Here is a 19,825-nt window from a genome sequence, read left to right as displayed (position 1 = left end):
TTGTCAGACTACTTCGGTAGCAAATCCCGATGAAGCGTCAAGAATCACCGCTCCTTTAGGACGGTGAGCATTTCAAACACAAGTGCTTTCATATCGTTTCAAGGAGATTGAGAACGATGTCCACGACGGAAGCCATGCTATTTCATCAATTACAGCTAATGAATTTTTACTGGCTCAGCCCAGAGACTCAAAGCAACCTGACTACTACATTCTTCATCCAGCTAGATACTCGGTACTAAATTCAGAAGAGCGTGATTTTGGTATTCCCGAGCATTTTGGAAATCCTAAATGGGCCAAGGGAGGTGCTTGTCGGACAGACCAAGTGATTATCGACTTTGGCAGTCAGTTCTCTGCATATCGTGAGTTTGGAAACGAAGCAATTGCTGAGGTTATTAATAAAAAAAACTATGGGGTATATGAACTCAGTGTTTCTCATTTATCTAAACAAAAGCAGAAGTACCTCAAAAAACGGTTGAAATACTTTTTGGATAATAATTATCGTTGTTACTCTCTAACTAGAGCGACAATAGAAAATGGGTTGACTCTGTTTTCAGAGTTTGCTGCTAAACATAACTGCAAAAGCAATATTCGTAACACTATCAATGACATCTTAATACTGGCCACTGCTGTTGACAGACAAAAGAAATTTATAACATATGATAATGTGCTAAATCGTTTTGCTGCTGAGTATTATGAGGCCCGAACTCACCAAAACGAAGATGAATTGATAATCGATTTTTCAGAGGAGACAACTGAAAGTAGAAAAAGTAAGGAAAGTAAAGGATATGTCAATAGGGGTTGGAGTTACTCGGTTCGTAATAACCGAGAGGTACAGGGAATCTAACAACCCGCTTGCACCCGACCGCATTAAGGTTGTCTGTTGGAACCAATAAGGTATCTGTGATGGTTGAAGCGAAAGGTTATGGCATGGTTCTTACAACTATAGTGGCTGTAGGATCGAGCACCCCGAACCTCACTTCACCAAAAAGGCGATCGCCCTTATCCCCTCAAATTTCACCATTCATCTGCATCTGATGTACCTTATCGGCCAACTCTTGGCGGCTTTCCTCGTCGAGTGCATCAATTGCCAGCATTCCCAAGTACACGACTTCCTTCTGAGTTAGCCTGGTCGCTAGCGCTTGTTTTTGAATGACTTCCTTAATCACAGAACTGACCGCGATCGCAGTATTAGTTTTAGCCACGAAGAATAATCAACGATTAATAACTTTCCTTGATGTTACCATCCTCAATCCAATTAAGTACAATAATGTTTGAATAAGTACAGTTAATCATGCTATAGTGTAAAAAATACAAAAAAGCGATCGCCCCCAGTCTAGACAACTTAAGGCCGATCAACCTATTCCTCCAAAACCTCAACCAAATCCTCAATCATCACATCAAAAGTGCGAGCTAACTTCCGCAGCAAAGTAAAGTCAACCGTTGTCAGCCCTGGACAACGGGCATAATGCTTGACTGTGTTGTACATTACCCCAGAACGTTCTGAAACTTCCTTGAATGTCCAACCTTTCTCTGCAGCTAGTTCTCTGACTTTAATTCTTACTAAACCCATGCTTGACAATGGGTGCTATAACACCTTAGAATAAATTTATCTAAAAACCGATCGCCCCCCGGCCTGGAAAACTAAGGGGCGATCGTCTGTAAAACCTAATCTGGACAGATTATTTCTTTCTATCAAAAAGTGCATTTGCCATATCCAGAAGTCTACTAACCATATCCAGAGGTGTACTAGCCATGATATCAGAAACTCCGGCAAAATCGCGGACGATCGCAGAATCCAGAATAATTCATAAATCTCCAATCCTTCATCCCCTGGCGAGATTCGTTACCGAAGAAACAGTGGCACTGCTGTTCAATATCGCAGCAGACGAGATTTACCGCATAGAATGCTGTCGCTACATGGTGTACGTGCACGCCAAAGGCATTAGTCGATTTGTCAGTTACGCAGATTTTCCCCCTATTTTGGAAGTAAAGCCGATCGCACCTCAAGATTTTGGCAGATGGTACAAGCGCTGGAAAAGCAAGCAAGCACCTGCATTTTGGACTAAATTCTACACGTACAAGTTCAAAAAAGCTGTTTCAGTTGACAGCTTGCTGGAGTGGGGAATGTTGGTAGCTAAAGTTAAACCGGTCATTTCTGGAGTGGGGCTGCAACAGCTACGAGATGTCTATGCTCAAGAAAAAGATTTGATGGAAAAATTTTAAAGTGCGATCGCCCCGACGAGCAATTTCGAGAATGGGTACAGGCACAATTAAAAATGTAAAACTAAATATAGAGAAAAGTTTGAAGGGCTGAGAATACCGTGAAAGTAGAGATCTCATTTCAATCACTGCTAGAAGCAATTGCGTCACTGGAAATTGCAGAAAAACAGAAGCTTTGGGAACTGTTGGAAGCTGAATTATTCCCGGATGACGAAGATTCTCCAGAAGATATTGCTGAAATTGACGCCGCCCGTGCTGATTACAAAGCCGGTGAATACACCACGTTCCACCAATACACGACTCAACGGGCAAGAAAGTCAACATGACTTATACCATCATTATACCCAAAGCTGTGCAAAAGCAGCTAGATGCCTTGCCAGATGATGTTTACGAGCGTATCGCTGCCAAAGTCCAGCAACTTGCGGAAAACCCGCGCCCAGATGGAGTGGTTAAACTGAAAGGTTCTGAAAATGAATACCGTATTCGCATCGGTGATTATTGCGTTCGTTATGAAATTGAAGATCAAGAACTCAGGATTTTGCTGTTGCAATGCCAACATCGGAAGGAAGTTTACAGAGGAGGTTGACTCCTCACCCACTATCTCACCCATCCCAAGCAGTTGGCAATATTGTTAGCGGAACTAGACGAGTTAAAGGAGGAAGATTCATGAATCGATACAGTATGATCGTCCGAGGATCAACTTTTCCTCGTGACGATTCCAGAGTTGGCCGAGCGCGTTGTCATCCCCTGTACCCACGGCCAAACCCGCTCAGAAGCCATCCGACATGGCGAAGAAGTGCTCGAAATGTATCTAGAAGCTTGGCAGGAAGAAGGTGAACCCATCCCCGCACCTAGCATTCTTGAAATCGCCTAGAAAACCTCATCTTCGATTCCCAGCCACCACTCCCCCAGATTCATTAAATCTTTGTGAATGTCCGTAAGTTCTGTCATATACTCTTCAGCAGAAATCTCCGATCGCCTTTCTTGCAATTTTTTCAGCCGCAGTTGCACCAACAGCCAAGGTTTGGAAATCCCGTCAGTTGCTTCGATATATTTGGCTAAATCTTTGCTGTCCATAGTTATTTGTTATTGGTTATTGGTTTAATCATTTCCGGTTGTATCGGAATGATTAAACCGCAGAGAACGCAGAGAACGCAGAGAAATCAGAGGAAAAGAAGAGAGAGTGATGAATAATTACGATGCCAACGGGCTTAATATTATAGGACTTTTGAAACGGCTTTAAAAAAATCTGATTTTTCCCAGTCGGTTTCAACCGACTTGAGCTTTGAGCCAGGGGTTTCAACCCCTGGCGGACTAACGGACTGGCGGACTGTTCAGCTAAGATGCCTCCCGCAAACATCCTTTACCTATAATCGGAAGTCTGAATATTCTTCAACTTCGCAGCATATTTCATGCCGTATTCCGGGCGACAGAAGCGATCGATTTGAGACTCAAAGAAAGCTCGATTTGCCTTCAAATGCTTTGGATTCGGGTCATCTAAAGGATACAAAAGAGCAGTCCGCAAAGCTTGAAACACCGCCGAAGTAACGCAGTACATCGATCGCTGAAATGTCACCCCAATTTGATTGAGGATATCATCTTCGCCGCGACAGCGCTGTTTGTAGAAATCCATCAAATAAGGCGGCAGGAAATGCAGCATATCTTGTGCTAGCAAAGTCGGCGGAATCCCCGCCGTACCTACCGGGAATTTGTCTGCATAAAGCACTCCGTAGTGGAAGTCTTTTTGGTCGTCAGGAACTTCCCTAGCTTGAGCGTTGTAAGATTTGGTTCCTCGGAATGGCGAAGTGCGGTAAAATACAGCTTCCACGTAAGGTAAGGCTGCTTCGTAAAGCCAAGTGAAACCCTTAGATTTGGGGATGATTTCGTAGGTTTCACCGTCGATTTGAACGTGGTGGTAAATCGGGCGACCGGCGATCGCAAATATGCCATTTACTAGGAAATCCATCGCCTGCGGGACTGTGGTAACTTTCCCTTCATCGTAAAGATCCGAAACCTCAAAAAACACCGGCGCCATGACTTCCCAAAATAAACCGAGATTGCTGTAATAAGACATTTGGCGGCACTGTTCTAAAAACATTTCGGGAAATGCTTTGTGAAGTGCCAGCATGAAGGGGTCTTTTTTGAAGTAAGCTTTAATTGCCCGATCGGCATTAGCCTTATATTCGTCACTGTCCAAATAAGGATCGAATTGATTGGTAGGCACGTATAAGCCCCGGTGCCAAAGCATTGACCTCATGCACTCTTCGGCAAATTCCATGTTAATGCGATCGTGCCACAAATGGTGAAACAGCCGCGGCTTTTTCCCAGTTTCTCCCTTTTCCATGAACTCCAAAAGTTCCGGGTGAACACTTCCTGTCCCGCGCCAAATCCGCAAATCTGCACCGTCGCCTGAATAGTGATTTTGCAAGTCTAGATACTCCTGCGGCAAGAAGTATTTAAAGAAGGGAAGCGGGTGTAAAAATACTCGTTCGGCGATGTAAAGTAAATCTCGCCAGTAAAAGTCCATGGGCACTGCGTAAGCTTTCCAAATAGCGATGATTTGCATCAGATTTTCCGGCGTATCTGGAATCATCGCGCCGCCCGCTTCTAGTCTGTGAATTACTTCGGCAAATTCGTGTTTTGAAGGAGGTAGTTTAGTTGCTGGTTTATTAGGGGTTTGTACCATTGTTTTTTCCTTTGATTGAGTGAAATTGAAGATTTATCTACTTCCCGGCTCTGCCTATTGGTGAGAACTTAACGTAAAACCGATAGTCCAGAAGTCCGGCCGGGGTTTCAACCCCTGCCTCAAAGCGAAAGTCCTCGCTATGAGGACTAGAAAACTCATTAGTCCTCATAGCGAGGACTTTCGCTATAAGCCCCGTGGAATTCATTCCCTGGCGGACTTCGTTTGTGTAGAAGCGATTTTTATCGCCGAATTCTCAACGGGATAACTAATAGCAACTTGGGCATTTCTGTCAGTCGGAAGAGTGGCAACTATCGCATTTGTAGTCGATTCGCTCCACTTCAGCAACCAAGCAGGTTGAATTCCCAAAACAAAAATGATACCGGCCAAAACCAGCGCCGGCATATTTTCGCCAAACGTAACTGGAGGATAGTAAGCCGTGGCGTTGTCCAACTTCCCAAAACAGGTGCGGTTGAGCAAAATCACAAAGTAAACTGCTGTTAAACCAGAGGCTAAAATGCAGAGTAAAGTTGGAATGGGAAAGATCGAGAAACTGCCTTGAAACACTAAGAATTCGGCAATAAAACCCACCAAACCGGGAATTCCGGCGCTTGCCATGCCGCCCAAAACTAACAGGGAACTAGCAGTGGGTAAACCCCGCATCGGGTTCATCAAACCGTTGAGCACGTCCAAATCCCGCGTGCCAACTTTGGTTTCGATGATGCCTACCAAATAAAACAGCAAAGCTAAAATTAAGCCGTGGCTTACCATTTGCCCGACAGCACCGATTAATGCCAGCTTCGTACCCGCCGCGCAGGCAACGAGGATGTAGCCCATGTGGCCGATCGAACTATAGGCTACCATGCGCTTGATATCTTTTTGGGCGATCGCGCTCAAAGCCCCGTACATCACGCTCACAGTCCCGATAATCGCTAAAGCGGGAGCTATAATCGACCAAGTTTCGGGAAACATCTGCAAGCCGAACCGCACTAAACCGTAAGTTCCCAACTTCGCCAGAATCCCTCCCAGCAAAATTGCTGTTGCTGGCGAAGCTTCGACGTAAGCATCCGGCAGCCAAGTATGCAGCGGCACCAAGGGAATTTTAATTCCCAACCCAATTAGCAAAATTGTTAGCAGGATTAACTGCACATTTCTCGGCAATTCTTGAGTGGTAATCGCACTGTAATCGAAATTTAAAGAACCGCTCAACCAAGCCACACCCAAAAATGCTGCCAGCACTAAAAGTCCCGAAACTGCCGTGTAGATCAAAAACTTCATGGCAGCGTATTCCCGCTGCTTTCCGCCCCAAATCGCAATCAACAGGTAAAAAGGAATTAATTCTACTTCGTAAAACAGTACAAACAACAGCAAATTTTGAGACATCAAAGCTCCGGCAATACCAGCATTGATTAGCAAAATCAAAGCGTAGTAAAGCTGGGGGCGATCCATCTTTTCGCCAGTGCCGTAAATGACTAATAGCGTCAGCAAAGCACTTAAAACCAGTAGCGGCAAGGACAAACCGTCAATGCCCAAGTTGTAGCTCAAACCTAATTGCGGAATCCAAGGCAAATATTCTTGAAATTGCAGTCCCGAATTGGCTGGATCGAATTGAGTCAACAGCCAGATATTCAAAAGGAAAACAGCAGCAGCAAAAGCCGAGGCTATTGAACGCAGACGCATCCCATTGATATTTCCGGGCAGGAACCCGACTACCGCAGCGCCCAACGCGGGCAACCAGAGCAAGGCACTAAGCATAATGTGTGAAGTGAAGAGTGAAGAGTGAACAATCAATTTTGCAGCCTCTTGTCTTTGATAATTTGAGAGTTTAGATGTTAAAGTTTTTCCCAATTATCAATTCCAAATTGCATCACGACTCAGAAAGAATAGTGACTCTTCCCGTGTCTAAATCGTAATACCCACCAACAACTTTCAGTTTATTCTCCGCAATTAACTTAGAGATAACTGGAGAGGCTTTCAACTTGTTAGCTTGGAGCACAACATTGGCTTTTGAAGCATTTTCTAGCTTGTCGCCCGTTTGGTTTTTAGAGCTTTCTACAGCAGGCTTAATCGCGTCGAGCAAACTGCCAATCTGACCGGGAACTTGAGCTCCTTTAATGGTTGCGTCTACCGCACCGCACCGTTTATGCCCGATTACCACAAGCACTTTTGCTCCCAATACCAGCGTGCCAAATTCCAGGCTGCCAATTTCTTCGGGAGTAGCAACATTTCCGGCCACGCGACAGACAAATAAATCTCCCAATCCTTGATCGAAGATAATTTCCGAAGGAAAGCGGGAATCTGCACAGCCGAGAATAGCAGCAAAGGGTTTTTGAGCTACGGCAACTTCGAGAAGGCGGGGTAAGTCTTGGTTTGGACTTTGGCGTTTTTTGTCAACAAACCGCTGGTTGCCGTCCATTAATTTTTGCAGAGCTGCCTCGGGAGTCGAGTCATTTTGAGCAATTACTGGTTCGGGTGCAGCCAAATCAGCGCCTGCTCGTGCTGCGAGTATTCCTGTACCAATGGCTCCGGCGACAAATTTCAGCGAATTGCGGCGGGAAAGATTGAATTGTCTGTGATTTTGGTTCATTGATTTTGCCTTGTTGTATCTAGTTTGAAATCTTTGTTCAAGACTTCATGTTTTTAAGATTTTAGATTAAAACTGTCACCTAAAATCTTCAAGCTTATATTTCTTTACCCGCCCACAATCAGCGACAGGCGAGCTAGCAAAGGCCAGCTTATGAGGAGTCCCAAAAGTGCTACTCCGAACAGAATTGTCAAGGCGTAAAACTGAGTTTGACCGTTAACGTTGTATTTGAGGCTTTGCCCGCCGAAAACTGTTGCAAAACCGACTAAATTTACGAATCCGTCCACAATATTGCGATCGACCCAGGAGATGATTTGCGAAACCAAACCAACTGCAAATATCACTGTCACTCGGTAAAGTTGGGCGGTGTAAAAGTCGTAGGCAAAAAAGTCTTGCAGGGCTTGAGAACCAATTCGCACCGGTTTTTCCCATTTCTCGTTCAGGTAAACAAATGCTCCTGCACCGATGCCGATCGCCGTTGACAAAACTAGCAGTCCACTTGCGGTATAATTCAAACTTGCCCCAGGCAATAAATGCCACGCAGCCAGCAAGTGCGGAACGTGCAAAGTAAAGCCCATTAAAACAGTCATCGGCAAGATGAAAGGCCAGTGAACTTCTGGCGAACGTTCGGTCATTTGCTTTGGTTTGCCGCCGAAAACTAAACCGAAGACACGCACCAAGCCAAAAGCAGTGACGCCGTTTACAAACAGCACTATTCCTAACAAGAAAGGGTGAGTTTCCCAAAGCCCGGATGTGAAGTCTTCTAAAGCCCAGAAACAGCCGAAGGGCGGGAGTCCCACCAATCCAGCGCTACCGACAATAAACGATATGGCCGATATCGGCCGCTTTCCCCACAAACCGCCGAGAGCTCGGACATCCTGAGTGATGCTGTTCCAAACTACCGAACCGATGCTCATCACCAGCAAACCCATTGCCAAGGTGTAGGCAAATATCAATGTCAGGGCTGTTTGGGCTTGTCCGGTGCCGACGGCGATAAATACTAAGCCCATGTAAGAGCTGACTATATAAGAAAGCGTGCGCTTGATGTCAATTTGGGCGATCGCAATTAATGAAGCACCAACCGCCGTCGCAGCGCCTACAATAATAGTTGTCGTCATCCCCATCGGCGACAAAGCAATCACTGGCTGCAACTTAATCAAAATCCAAGCACCAGTTTCCACAACTACGGTGTTCCGCAAAATCGTCGCCGGCAGCGGGCCTTCCATCGCCTCATCCAGCCACAGGTGCAAGGGAAACTGAGCGCACTTACCCATCGGACCGGCAATCAAAGCTAAAGTCAGCAGTGTCGCTACAGTGGGGTCAAGCTTTGCAGTCTCTGCCCAAACAGCCAACTCGTCAAAATTCCAAGTTCCAGCCAGCGGCAGAATGGCGACTACTCCCATCAGCAGGAATAAATCGCCCACCCGCTTTGTTAAGAAAGCGTCGCGGGCTCCTGTCACCACCAAAGACTGATTGAACCACAGCCCGACTAGCAGGTAAGTGCCCAAAGTCAGAACTTCCAAAATCATGTAGCTGAAGAACAGGGAATTGCACAGTACCAACCCGCACATCCCCGCTTCAAACAGCCCCATCAGGGAAAAGAACCGAGCCCAGCCCCAGTCCATTTCCATGTAACCGAAAGCATAAATCTGCGCCAGCAAGTTCAGTCCGGTAATCAAAACTGTCGCGCCGACGGTGACAGCAGAGATTTCTACGGGAATGGTTAAGTCTAAACCTGCTACATTCAGCCAGGGAATGAACTGGTGTTTCGCCGGTTGGTTCCAGATAGCTGTCAGGGCGATGACGCCGTGGGCGAAAGCGAAGAAGGTTAATATGGCGTTTACGTAACCGGATGGTCTGGGCCCCGTGCGGCGGGTAACTGCCGGAAACCACAGCATTGACAGAACTCCGCCGATGAGTGGATAGCAAGGTATAAACCAAACGGTCTGGAGTAAGATTTGAGCCATTGGCATTACCTGTAAAGGTTACAAAAATTTAAAATTCTGAGAATTATTCCGATCGCGCTGACAACAGCAGTGGAAAGCCCGAAGGCAGAAGTAAAGAAAATTTTGGGGTTTGCCTCTGATTTCCTTGCCGTCGTCAAACCGAGCGCATCAGAATCGACTTATTAATTTTATATTAAGGATTACGTTAAATTTTCATATTTCTAATTCAGCATATCTATATGCACCAATAAACTGCACTTATAGGTATTTATAGGCGCGGATTGTAGACAAACGAATCTTTGTCGATCGCACATCTTGCACGATTTTGAGGAACAGGCAAGATGACTGTGCCACAACAGTTCAATTTTTTTGTGGGGAGTAGGGGTTGGGCCGGAGAGCCCGCCCTTGAAAGGCTTATGTTGTAAAATATTAAAACCGCTCAATGTCCCAAGCTGATTCGGGAAGTTTGGCTTGGCGCTGCCCGATCGCCCTTGCCCTAACATTCAAAAGACCGATCGGCGTATTGAACAAGTCTACCAGCTCGGCTCTGCCGATCGCACTTTTGGCAGCAGCAACCGGAAATTCTTTGAACAGCCATCTAGCCAGCCGATAAAAATATTCCTGTGCTGTCAATTCTCGCATCAAATCGACACCGTGGAGTTCGTGCAAGTATTTATTAGATTCGCCGTAGCGATACCATTGACTTTGCAACTGTTTTATTGTAGAACGGTGGCGATGTCGGACGATCGCATTTTCGGCAAAATACATTTTATAGGATGTTTCCCGCAAAATCCGCCAGCACAAGTCAGCATCGCCGCCACTGGTGAGGTAAGGGCGAAATAATCCTATTTGTTGTAAAACTAGCCTCCGTACAGCTAAGTTGGCGGTTTGACCGTAGGGACAAAAAGGGTGAGCGAGAGTATGTTTTTGAGATAAAGTATTTTGGCGATCGGCGTGTTGTTCTAAGATAGTTTTACCGGGCAATGCGAGTATTTCCCCAGCGCTAATTCCTATTTCTAAGTCAACGAATGGCTTAACTAAATTTTCCAGCCAGTCAGATTCCGGGCGACAGTCTGCATCGGTAAATGCAATGATTTCGCCTGTGGATGCGCGAATTCCTTGATTGCGGGCGGCGTAGGAACTTTGAATCTGATTTTCGGTGAGGTGGCGAATGGTTATTTGATTGAAATTGCTTCCTCCCCTTACCAAAGGGGGGACTGAGGGCGGGTTAGAGGCTGCTGTTTGGAGGATGGTTGAAGTGCGATCGCGACTGTTATTGTCTACTAAGAGATATTCTACACTGTCGATCGGATAAGTTTGCGATCGCAGGCACTCGATCAACTCCGGCAAATCCATCTCGCCGTTGTAAACAGGCACAATCACCGAAACCTCCGGTAAAAACGTTTTAGTCATTCACAAACAACCGTAAACGATAGCATAACTAATATTGAGTCAGATTAAACGAACCGCGAAGGCGCGAAGGACGCGAAGGAAGATAAATAAGCAAATGTAGTTCTTCCTTTGTCCTATAAGCGTCTTCGCGGTTCTTCAAATAGTTAAAAAGCGTTATTAAGTTCCATTGCATTAACTGGGGATATCAATTCTCGAAATTATAAGTTCCGAGCCTTAAACAGGCAAGATGCCTGTTCCACAAGAACTGAATCCAGTTGTGGAACAGGCATCTTGCCTGTTTCTTTGAAATAGTAGAAAATATCTCTTACATCCCCTGTGCAATTCGTCACCCCATCAGTTCTCAACTGTTGCTAGCCAACATCAAAATCATTAACACTAACACCCCGTTTGTTAAATAAAAAATGCCAACAACCTGAGTTTCCAACCAGCCGCACAACTCTAAATGATGGTGCAGTGGAGCCATTCTTAACAGACGCTTGCCGATTCCATCAGGCCCTTTTGTAGCTTTGTAATAACCTACTTGAGCAATTACTGACAGCGTTTCAATAAAGAAAATCCCGCTGATAATTAATAATATCCAAAGGCTATTTGTTAATAAAGCTACCGCACCCAACGCACCGCCCAAAGCTAAAGCACCTGTATCGCCCATAAACACCTTGGCTGGATTGCGGTTGTGAGCTAAGAAACCGAAACAACTGCCGCTGATGCAAGCGCAAAATATCATTAATTCTGGCGAAGTTGAGGCTACAGATGCGCCCAATCCCAAAAGTGCGATCGCGCCCAAACCGCCCATCAACCCGTCAACACCATCGGTAAGATTAGTAGCATTGCTTTCGGCAACTAGCACAAAACCCGCCAGTGGCCAGAACAGCAAACCTAAGGGCAATACCCAACCGAAAGGCAAAGCAACATTCGTAGAAATTGCAGGTTGATGAAACATCAGCCACAGACAAAATAGAGCAGCAAAACTTATTTGCAAAGCCAATTTCATCCGAGGTGAAATACCTTTGTTCGACTTACGTCGCAGAATTTGCCAGTCATCAATCCAGCCAATGAAACCGTAAGCTAAAGTTAAAGCCGATACGGCAACAACATCTGAGTTAAACTTAGACCAAAGTAAAGCGACTGCTACCCCTGCAGGTATAAAAAATATGCCTCCCATTGTCGGCGTTCCCGCTTTTTTCAAATGGGCTTGGGGGCCGTCTTCGCGAATTATTTGTCCTGCTTTTAGTTGCTGAAGTACGGGCACAACTGCATAGCCCAAAACCGATGCAACTACTGCACAAACAGCTAGCGGCATAAATAGGGATGCAGGCGTATTTAAAAGTCTACCCGCTACTACATCTAAACCGATCGCTACAATGCCGAGTCCCAAACCCAGCAGCAGGAATAAATTCTTGCCTGTAAGTTTGAAAGGCAGACTAAAAGGGATTTTCTCATCCACAAAGTTATCCATAACACTCCTCACCACACACTATTTGAGAATAAGCAATTGACAATGGGGGAATAGGGTGCGATACAGAAGATTGAGAAATCTATTAGTTTTTTTCCCTGTTTCCTGTTGATTCCTTCACCCTTGTCCCAGTTATTCTTCGCCTACACTCACATCCTCTTCTACTTCCTCTTCTAAATCATCGTAAGGACTGTCGTCAACTGCCATAAGTTCAGAAATTTCTTCTTCGTGCAGATAGTCGGGTTCTTGGACATCCCTTGCTAACAGGCGATTGTTAGATTCCAACCAGTCTAAAAGAGAAGATTGCTGCTTTAATGGAATTACATCCGCAGGTAAGTGGCGAGGAATTTGACGCAGAGATGGGTTGTACATGATTATCGGTTTTTAAAGACAAAGACGCGATCGAGTAGAGGTAACGTTTTGCCGACGGACTGCTGCTTTGATCAAGCACTTGCAAATCGGGCATTTAGCAAGGCTAAAGCATTATACCACAGGCACTGTTTGGTTCCGGATCGGATAAGATGGGAGACCCAAAAGGCGATCGCCCCCAAGCATGGGCCTCAGGATAACACTAAAATCCGCTCTTGCCAATCCTTCTTTAGCCCTAAGCATTGTAATCTGAGACGATCGTCTTTAAGATATCGCGGGACACGCCGCGATCATATTCTGCAAGCTTGCCTAACGCTAAGGGGTGGATTCAGAATAGTCTCCTGATTTTTCATCAAAGCCTTATGCCGAATGCCCTCTGGCTTCTTCAGTCAACTCTCAAGCAATAAATCTCAGAATGGATATAACGGCAGCGGTTTTATACAACAAAGAGGGTTACCACACCGGAGGGCAAAAACTTCTGGGGCGTCATTCAGCCGGAGAAGGGTTTCTCAAAAGCTTAGTCCAACACGGAACCGCTGACTCTCTCTACTGTTGCGCCGATAGCGCAACAACCTTTAAGGAGTTTTGTTCGCACATCCAACCTTGGCTGCAAACACCTCGGAAAGTCCGCTGGATTCCGATGGAACGACCGGATTTGCTATCTCAACCGGGCACAATTTACCGACCCGATCCGGTTTTGTCGCAGATGGTTTGGGCGCGCAGATTTGTCGATCAGCGGGCCTACAGCGTTTGCGGCGTTACTCACACGATCGGTACAAAATACATCATGGGGGCGATCGGCGATTTGATCACCGCACCCATGCAGCCTTGGGACGCCCTGATCTGCACCTCTGCAGCCGTGAAAACATCAGTAGAAGGAGTTATGAGGGAGTGGTCTGAATATTTAGCCCAGCGCAACGGCGGTAAACCGGAAATTTTGGTCAAATTCCCCGTTATTCCCCTAGGAGTGGATTGCAGCGCGTTTCCGCAGGGTGTGGAAGCAGTTAATAGTCGCCGCCAAATGGGACAAGAACTCGGCATTTCTCCCGAAGATATTGTTGTGTTATTTGTCGGTCGATTGACTTTTTCTGCAAAAGCTCATCCGGTACCCATGTACATCGCCCTAGAACGGGCCGCACAACAGACAAAAGCCAAAATCCACTTAATTCAAGCCGGTTGGATAGAAGATCCGAGAGAAGAACCCGACTTTAAAAATAGCGCGCAAATATTTTGTCCCTCCGTGAATGCTATTTTTTTAGATGGGAGACAGCCGGAAATTAGAATAAATATTTGGTCTGCCGCCGACATTTTCATTTCGCTGTCCGACAACATTCAAGAATCCTTCGGACTGACACCAATAGAAGCCATGGCGAACGGACTGCCGGTCATAGTCTCCGATTGGAACGGATACAAAGAATCTGTACGCCACGAAATAGACGGCTTCCGCATTCCCACACTCATCCCGCCCCCGGAATCTTGTTTAGATTTAGCCCTAAATTATCTTGACGGCAGCTTAAATTGGCCGACTTACATGGGTCACACTTCCCTCGCCACAGCAGTTGACATTGATGCTTGCACCCTGGCGTTGTGCCAATTAATTGAAAACCCCGAATTGAGAAAGCGAATGGGGGAAAATGCGAGACAAAGGGCGAGGGAAATTTATGATTGGAAAGTAGTAATTGCTGCTTACGAACAATTGTGGCGGGAATTAGCAGAAATTCGCCTTGCGGCACCGGAGTCAGCACCTTTAAAACCTGGGAAGCCGCCTTATCCCCTAGGCGACGATCCGTTTCGGGTATTGGGTAATTATGCGACTAGAAGTTTAAGCAATGAGATGATGCTGAGTCTGGGTGCGATCGCCACACCAGAACTTTTAAAGCAGGTACAGACAATTAGGTTTACCAGTTTTGGTGAGGATAGGAGAAGATCTGTTAGCATTCAGATGGAGATATTGGATACAATTAAGCAGGAAGGTGCGATCAGCGTGGGGGAAGTTATCCGACGCTACGTTAAAAACGAGCAAGAATTAGCCGACCTCTATCGGACTCTACTCTATTTGTTGAAATTTGATATCTTAGTGATTAGTGATTAGTGATTAATCATTAATCATTAGTTATTGGTGATGGGTTAAGCCCAGTCGCATCTAAATTTTACAGTCAAGTTTGATGAAATTCTTGTGGGGAGTAGGGTTGGGCGTCCCGCCCGCCTGAAAAATCCAGCGCAAGATGCCAGACAGCTTATTACAAATAACAAATTCCCTCTTCCTTCTTCCTTCTTTCCCCTTCCTTTTTCCTTATTACTTCTTAAAAAATCATGCTTAGAAAATCTGCACTCTTAGAGATAATTGCTGGTAAGAATCGAGGTTTGCTGGCTACTCCTACCGACAAACAAGCGATTTTAAGCGCGATCGCCCAATTGGAAGATTACAACCCCACAACACGCCCTGTCGAAGCTGCAGAGCTTTTAAATGGAGATTGGCGCTTATTGTACACCACCAGCCGCGCCCTGCTGAATCTTGACGGTTTTCCATTGGTGAAATTGGGTCAAATTTTTCAATCTATCCGCGTCAAAGAATCTAAAATTTACAACATTGCTGAACTTTACGGCTTGCCTTACTTAGAAGGAATTGTCAGCGTAGCTGCGACATTTGAGGCGACTTCGGAACGGCGAGTTCAGGTGAAGTTTGAACGGTCAATCTTCGGTTTAAGCAGGTTGATTGGCTATGAATCTCCTGTCAAGTTTATCAAGGAGATTGAGTCGGGTAAAAAGTTCGCTGCTGTAGATTTCGGGTTTGATAGTCGCGAACAGCAGGGATGGCTGGATGTTACTTATTTAGATAAGGATTTGCGGATCGGGCGCGGGAATGAAGGAAGTGTTTTTGTATTGACAAAAGAGTGATTTTGTGATGTTGATGTGCAGGGCGATCTCCCCTTAACTCATTCTCAATTTATCTTTCTTTCATCCGCATTTATCCGCGTTCCTCTGCGGTTACAAATCAAAAATATATCACTTTTACAAACAATTTAATACTTACTAAAACTCTCAAATCCATAGCAGATCAAAGCTTCAGATACGATAACCGTTCAAACTTAGGGTTAAGAGCAGTTAGCAGAGTTACACTACAAAAACCTCAAGACAAATCCATGAGCATTCGCACTTGAGAAAGAAAAGGGCGATCGCACTCTCCTCCAAAAACGCGATTGCCCTAATTTATCTGTGTTTATCTCCGTCCATCTGCCGATATCTGCGGTTAAAATAAGATATATACCCCTTACAATCATAAAAAACATACAAGATAAAATAATAAAAAAATGCTCCGACTATCCCAAACCCAACTCAAAATTCTCGAAGAATGCCCCCGCAAATTCCAACACAGCTACCTCGAACTTTTAGCCACCACCGCCTCCCCAGAACACAAAGAAAAACTCGCCTGGGGAAGCCACTTTCACCTATTGATGCAGCAGCGAGAACTCGGACTTCCCATTGAATTTATCATCCAACAAGACCCCGAACTGGGACGCTGTGTGGCAGCATTTATCAACACCGCACCCGAACTTTTCGCCAATTCAGAAAATAGTGATCGAATTTTCCGCCAAGCCGAACACCCCCGCACCCTAATTTTCCAAGACTACCTATTCACCGTTATCTATGACTTGCTAATAGCAGAACCAAACGCCGCCCAAATTCTCGACTGGAAAACCTATCCCCGCCCTCAAAAATCAAAATGGATAGCCGAAAGTTGGCAAACTCGCCTCTATTTATACGTCTTAGTAGAAACCAGCGACTATTTCCCCGAACAAGTTTCCATGACATACTGGTTCGTACAATTGCAAGGAGAAGAACCGCCGCAAAAACTCACATTTTATTACAACCAAACAGAACACGATCGCACAAAACAAGATTTAACCCACCTATTGCAGCAGCTAACTGACTGGCGACAGCGCTATACCGAAGGCGGCGAATTCTTACCCCAAGTAGAAATTAGTTCCAATTTGTGCGATTCCTGTCAATTCGCCACTCGCTGCAACCGCACACAAGACACAAAAACTCCCTCACCAAATCTTCTTGCAGAAACTCCCACAGATTGGCTACCAAATCTTGCTATAATCGACGAAATATATATTTAACAGGACTACTGCAAAGTGTCACAGGCGCGATCGACTTGTAGGGTGCGTCAGAGTTGCGTCATCACTGGATAATTAAGGGTTTGATCCCTGACGCACCTTACCATATATGCCACGGGCGTAAGTCCTATTTAACATACAAATAAGCGCCCGGGTCGATCCGTGGTCACAATCTAAAATCTAAAGTCGAATGACAGAAACCCCTCAAAACTGGCATAATCAACTCTTACCCCAACCCCCAGCTTGGCTGATCCAAGCTGTCAGGAACCACGCACCCGAACTCCCCGGAAACTATGCCGCCACACTTCTCTGGTATAGAGGGATTCAAAACCCCGAACAAATACCTGGTTTCTTAAATCCCAAACTTTACCAACCAGCAAGTCCCTTTGAATTCGGACTAGAAATGAACTGGGCGATAGAAAGAATCCAGCAAGCACGAAACAGCGAAGAAAAAGTCGCAATTTGGGGAGACTTCGACGCCGACGGCATTACCTCAACCTCCGTACTTTGGGATGGACTGGGAGAATTTTTTGCTCAAAATGACAAACTAATTTATTACATTCCCAACCGCTTAACCGAATCTCACGGGCTCAATATCCCAGGAATAGACGCCTTAGCAAAAGCGGGAATCAGCTTAATTATTACCTGCGATACAGGCAGTACAAACATCGCCGAAATCGAATACGCCACCAGCTTAAACATCGATACAATTGTCACGGATCATCATACATTACCGGACGATCGCCCGCCAGCGACAGCCATTATCAATCCCCGCTACTTTCCCCCAAACCACCAACTATTTAACCTTTCAGGAGTTGGAGTAGCTTACAAATTAGTTGAAGCATTATATCACACATTACCGGATATTCCGCAGCGCCCGCTCACAGATTTATTAGAATTAGTAGCGATCGGCTTAATTGCCGATTTAGTCCAACTTACAGGAGACAGCCGCTACCTAGCACAAATCGGCATCCAGCAACTGCAAAAACAAATCGCAAATCCCACGCGCCCGGGAGTTGCAAAATTGCTCGAACTGTGCAAAAGATCGGGCGATCGCCCAACCGACATTTCCTTCGGACTCGGCCCCCGAATCAACGCCGTCAGCCGCATTCAAGGTGACGCCAGCTTCTGCGTAGAACTCCTCACCAGCCGCGACAAAAAACGCTGCGAAGAATTAGCAAATTTAACCGAAATTGCCAACTCCCGGCGCAAATCTTTACAAAAAGATGTTGCTAAAGATGCCGCCGCCAAATTAGCCAAACTCGACCTTTCAACTACTAGCGTCATCGTCCTCAGCGACCCCCAATGGCCGATAGGAGTATTAGGATTAGTAGCGGGACAAATCGCCCAAGAATACGGCCGCCCCGTGATTTTATTCAGCACAGAAGGAAGCGAAGAAATTAACGAAAATTCCCCAGAAACGCAATTTACCTCCTTCTTAGAGTCAGAATCACCAACACTTTCCCCATCCAAAATTGCCAGGGGCTCGGCGCGTTCCGCCAATCAAATAGACCTTTACCAATTAGTCAAAGACCAAGCGCATTTATTGCACAGATTTGGCGGTCATCCCTTCGCTGCTGGATTAAGTCTCCCCGTTGAAAATATTCCCCTATTTACAGATGCAGTAAATCAGCAACTGCGGCAACAATACAGCACAGATAGTTTAACAGCCGCCCCCGTTCAAGCCGACCTAAAAATTACTGTCTCCGAATTAGGCAAGGACTTATTTCAAGAACTAAAATTGCTCGAACCGTGCGGTATGGGCAACCCCGCACCCAAATTGCTGATTGAAAACTGCTGGTTTGACAATCTGTGGAATCAAAAAATTAAGGATTTGAAAGGGCAAAAAGTAGAATATATCAAAACAGAATTTACAATTAGGGACGAATCTAGCGATACGGGATTTCCCGGCATTTGGTGGGGACACAATCAAAACGAAGTTCCCCAAGGCCGCTGCGATGTCACCGTTGAACTCGATTTTAATACTTACAAATCGCGATATGAAGTGCGTCTCGTAGCCGTGCGGGAACGCACGGAAGAAAACCAAATCAATTCGCCCACTAAAATAGATTGGATCGTAGACTGGCGCAATAGAAATAATGATGAAGAGTTGTTAGCAGCCAGCACAAACTTAGAATCTCCAATGCCGATCGACAATCTAGTTTACAATTCCGAAATGGTCGATCGCGAAAACTCGATCGTCCTCAAAGAATGCCCCGCAAGCTGGGACGAACTGCGGATCTGGTTTCGGCAAGCACAGCACACTCAGAAAAAACTCGCGATCGCCTACACATTACCCCCACTCGTACCCCCACAGCAAATCTGCCAACAGCTAATCGGCATCGCCAAATACCTCAGCCGCACCAAAAAACCCGTCACCAGACAGCAACTGCGCCAAAAACTCGGCATCAGCGACACCTCCCTGCAACTGGGGTTCAAAACCCTAACATATCTTGGTTTCAAAATCAATTATCGCGATCGAGCTTTCCACATCACCAGACAACCCGAAACCGGACAGCAGGAAGACGCGCCCGAGAAAATCCCGCAACCGTTATTAGATAGTCAATCCATCCAATCCTCCGTGCCCAATTCGCCTATCGCCGCCCGTTTTGCAGCGCAATTCCTCGCAGCAGTCTCCGAAGAACAATTCCGGCGGAAATATTTCTGTGAAGTACCCCTCTCAACCATTCAATCGATCGCCCGAGAGACCGTTTTCCAAGAAGATTCTACAGCAAATCTTTTCTAACTGATATCTGCCACCATTGTTAAGCATAGGCAGGATGAGAGTTCCACTCATGAGATAACTTTTCTTGTGGGGCCCGCGCTCGCTCGCGCCGGTGGAGCTGGCTTTCTCGCCTGTGAAGTGAGAGAGGTTGTTGTAGATGTGGCTTAAGAGGCCTATTCCTGACACGGATGCAACATCTCAGTTCTAAGAAATATCTTACTTCTGAATTCATCCCGATAAAATAAGGCATAGGACAATGAGAGTTATCCGTTGCGAGTCAGGCCCAAAACTCATAACTCCTAACTCAC

The 19,825-nt window shown here is 45.8% G+C and carries 19 protein-coding genes; 9 read left to right on the top strand and 10 right to left on the bottom strand.

The window, feature by feature from the left end; all coding sequences use genetic code 11:
- Positions 1–82 precede the first annotated feature (82 nt).
- Positions 83–844 (top strand): hypothetical protein, encoded by a 762-nt coding sequence (locus QUA74_RS16560; RefSeq protein WP_333330979.1) that lies wholly within the window; start codon positions 83–85, stop codon positions 842–844.
- A 163-nt stretch (positions 845–1,007) separates the two neighbouring features.
- On the opposite strand, the gene QUA74_RS16555 is transcribed toward QUA74_RS16560, so the two are convergent.
- Positions 1,008–1,202 (bottom strand): hypothetical protein, encoded by a 195-nt coding sequence (locus QUA74_RS16555; protein ID WP_333330977.1) that lies wholly within the window; start codon positions 1,200–1,202, stop codon positions 1,008–1,010.
- A gap of 155 nt (positions 1,203–1,357) precedes the next feature.
- The gene (locus QUA74_RS16550; protein WP_242717445.1) at positions 1,358–1,570 is read right to left on the bottom strand and encodes a helix-turn-helix domain-containing protein; all 213 of its coding nucleotides are present in this window, start codon (positions 1,568–1,570) and stop codon (positions 1,358–1,360) included.
- Between the two features lie 182 nt (positions 1,571–1,752).
- On the opposite strand from QUA74_RS16550, the gene QUA74_RS16545 reads away from it, so the two are divergent.
- The 4 genes from QUA74_RS16545 to QUA74_RS16530 all read left to right on the top strand — a co-directional run bounded on the left by QUA74_RS16545 (position 1,753) and on the right by QUA74_RS16530 (position 3,094).
- A complete protein-coding gene (locus tag QUA74_RS16545; protein WP_333330974.1) occupies positions 1,753–2,223 on the top strand; it encodes a hypothetical protein in 471 nt (156 codons plus the stop codon).
- A 98-nt stretch (positions 2,224–2,321) separates the two neighbouring features.
- Entirely contained in the window at positions 2,322–2,546 is a 225-nt protein-coding gene (locus QUA74_RS16540) for a hypothetical protein (RefSeq protein WP_333330971.1), read from the top strand.
- Positions 2,543–2,806, top strand: coding sequence for a type II toxin-antitoxin system RelE/ParE family toxin (locus tag QUA74_RS16535; RefSeq protein ID WP_333330969.1), 264 nt, complete (start codon positions 2,543–2,545; stop codon positions 2,804–2,806). Before QUA74_RS16540 ends, QUA74_RS16535 begins: the two co-directional genes overlap by 4 nt.
- A 123-nt stretch (positions 2,807–2,929) precedes the next feature.
- The gene (locus QUA74_RS16530; RefSeq protein ID WP_445302152.1) at positions 2,930–3,094 is read left to right on the top strand and encodes a type II toxin-antitoxin system HicB family antitoxin; all 165 of its coding nucleotides are present in this window, start codon (positions 2,930–2,932) and stop codon (positions 3,092–3,094) included.
- On the opposite strand, the gene QUA74_RS16525 is transcribed toward QUA74_RS16530, so the two are convergent.
- The 8 genes from QUA74_RS16525 to QUA74_RS16490 form a co-directional block, all read right to left on the bottom strand.
- Positions 3,091–3,297 (bottom strand): hypothetical protein, encoded by a 207-nt coding sequence (locus tag QUA74_RS16525; RefSeq protein WP_333330966.1) that lies wholly within the window; start codon positions 3,295–3,297, stop codon positions 3,091–3,093. The two genes, QUA74_RS16530 and QUA74_RS16525, sit on opposite strands and share 4 nt — an antisense overlap.
- Positions 3,298–3,583: 286 nt before the next feature.
- Positions 3,584–4,906 carry a CO2 hydration protein gene (locus tag QUA74_RS16520; protein ID WP_333330963.1) on the bottom strand — a complete coding sequence of 441 codons (1,323 nt, stop codon included), beginning with the start codon at positions 4,904–4,906 and terminating at the stop codon, positions 3,584–3,586.
- Positions 4,907–5,107: 201 nt separating this feature from the next.
- The gene (locus tag QUA74_RS16515) at positions 5,108–6,658 is read right to left on the bottom strand and encodes an NADH-quinone oxidoreductase subunit M (protein WP_333330960.1); all 1,551 of its coding nucleotides are present in this window, start codon (positions 6,656–6,658) and stop codon (positions 5,108–5,110) included.
- Between the two features lie 112 nt (positions 6,659–6,770).
- The gene (locus QUA74_RS16510) at positions 6,771–7,490 is read right to left on the bottom strand and encodes a carbonic anhydrase (protein ID WP_333330957.1); all 720 of its coding nucleotides are present in this window, start codon (positions 7,488–7,490) and stop codon (positions 6,771–6,773) included.
- Between the two features lie 104 nt (positions 7,491–7,594).
- Entirely contained in the window at positions 7,595–9,454 is a 1,860-nt protein-coding gene (locus QUA74_RS16505) for an NAD(P)H-quinone oxidoreductase subunit F (protein WP_333330954.1), read from the bottom strand.
- A 408-nt stretch (positions 9,455–9,862) separates the two neighbouring features.
- A complete protein-coding gene (locus QUA74_RS16500; RefSeq protein WP_333330950.1) occupies positions 9,863–10,846 on the bottom strand; it encodes a glycosyltransferase in 984 nt (327 codons plus the stop codon).
- A gap of 340 nt (positions 10,847–11,186) precedes the next feature.
- A complete protein-coding gene (gene mraY, locus QUA74_RS16495; RefSeq protein ID WP_333330947.1) occupies positions 11,187–12,302 on the bottom strand; it encodes a phospho-N-acetylmuramoyl-pentapeptide-transferase in 1,116 nt (371 codons plus the stop codon).
- A gap of 129 nt (positions 12,303–12,431) precedes the next feature.
- Positions 12,432–12,671, bottom strand: a complete 240-nt coding sequence (locus tag QUA74_RS16490; RefSeq protein ID WP_006631296.1) for a DUF3134 domain-containing protein — start codon at positions 12,669–12,671, stop codon at positions 12,432–12,434.
- Between the two features lie 412 nt (positions 12,672–13,083).
- On the opposite strand from QUA74_RS16490, the gene QUA74_RS16485 reads away from it, so the two are divergent.
- The 4 genes from QUA74_RS16485 to QUA74_RS16470 all read left to right on the top strand — a co-directional run bounded on the left by QUA74_RS16485 (position 13,084) and on the right by QUA74_RS16470 (position 19,538).
- Positions 13,084–14,760, top strand: coding sequence for a glycosyltransferase family 4 protein (locus QUA74_RS16485; RefSeq protein WP_333330944.1), 1,677 nt, complete (start codon positions 13,084–13,086; stop codon positions 14,758–14,760).
- A gap of 221 nt (positions 14,761–14,981) precedes the next feature.
- Positions 14,982–15,566: a PAP/fibrillin family protein gene (locus QUA74_RS16480; protein WP_333330941.1), complete on the top strand. Its 585-nt coding sequence runs from the start codon at positions 14,982–14,984 to the stop codon at positions 15,564–15,566.
- 413 nt (positions 15,567–15,979) lie between these two features.
- Positions 15,980–16,795, top strand: a complete 816-nt coding sequence (locus tag QUA74_RS16475) for a PD-(D/E)XK nuclease family protein (RefSeq protein ID WP_333330938.1) — start codon at positions 15,980–15,982, stop codon at positions 16,793–16,795.
- 187 nt (positions 16,796–16,982) lie between these two features.
- Positions 16,983–19,538, top strand: a complete 2,556-nt coding sequence (locus tag QUA74_RS16470) for a DHH family phosphoesterase (protein ID WP_333330935.1) — start codon at positions 16,983–16,985, stop codon at positions 19,536–19,538.
- The last annotated feature ends 287 nt before the right edge of the window (positions 19,539–19,825 follow it).

It is taken from the genome of Microcoleus sp. LAD1_D3, assembly GCF_036702135.1.
Classification (GTDB): Bacteria; Cyanobacteriota; Cyanobacteriia; order Cyanobacteriales; family Microcoleaceae; genus Microcoleus.
The sequence above is the reverse complement of the archived record's forward strand: the minus strand, read 5'-3'. Positions and strand labels throughout refer to the sequence as shown.

Bases quoted from the DNA above. Each gene is read 5' to 3' on its own strand.
- QUA74_RS16470 (WP_333330935.1), top strand. From the start codon at position 16,983: ATGACAGAAACCCCTCAAAACTGGCATAATCAACTCTTACCCCAACCC.
- QUA74_RS16475 (WP_333330938.1), top strand. From the start codon at position 15,980: ATGCTCCGACTATCCCAAACCCAACTCAAAATTCTCGAAGAATGCCCC.
- QUA74_RS16525 (WP_333330966.1), bottom strand. From the start codon at position 3,297: ATGGACAGCAAAGATTTAGCCAAATATATCGAAGCAACTGACGGGATT.
- QUA74_RS16515 (WP_333330960.1), bottom strand. From the start codon at position 6,658: ATGCTTAGTGCCTTGCTCTGGTTGCCCGCGTTGGGCGCTGCGGTAGTC.
- QUA74_RS16480 (WP_333330941.1), top strand. From the start codon at position 14,982: ATGCTTAGAAAATCTGCACTCTTAGAGATAATTGCTGGTAAGAATCGA.
- QUA74_RS16485 (WP_333330944.1), top strand. From the start codon at position 13,084: ATGGATATAACGGCAGCGGTTTTATACAACAAAGAGGGTTACCACACC.
- QUA74_RS16505 (WP_333330954.1), bottom strand. From the start codon at position 9,454: ATGGCTCAAATCTTACTCCAGACCGTTTGGTTTATACCTTGCTATCCA.
- QUA74_RS16510 (WP_333330957.1), bottom strand. From the start codon at position 7,490: ATGAACCAAAATCACAGACAATTCAATCTTTCCCGCCGCAATTCGCTG.
- QUA74_RS16520 (WP_333330963.1), bottom strand. From the start codon at position 4,906: ATGGTACAAACCCCTAATAAACCAGCAACTAAACTACCTCCTTCAAAA.
- QUA74_RS16500 (WP_333330950.1), bottom strand. From the start codon at position 10,846: ATGACTAAAACGTTTTTACCGGAGGTTTCGGTGATTGTGCCTGTTTAC.
- QUA74_RS16545 (WP_333330974.1), top strand. From the start codon at position 1,753: ATGATATCAGAAACTCCGGCAAAATCGCGGACGATCGCAGAATCCAGA.
- QUA74_RS16550 (WP_242717445.1), bottom strand. From the start codon at position 1,570: ATGGGTTTAGTAAGAATTAAAGTCAGAGAACTAGCTGCAGAGAAAGGT.
- mraY (WP_333330947.1), bottom strand. From the start codon at position 12,302: ATGGATAACTTTGTGGATGAGAAAATCCCTTTTAGTCTGCCTTTCAAA.
- QUA74_RS16535 (WP_333330969.1), top strand. From the start codon at position 2,543: ATGACTTATACCATCATTATACCCAAAGCTGTGCAAAAGCAGCTAGAT.
- QUA74_RS16490 (WP_006631296.1), bottom strand. From the start codon at position 12,671: ATGTACAACCCATCTCTGCGTCAAATTCCTCGCCACTTACCTGCGGAT.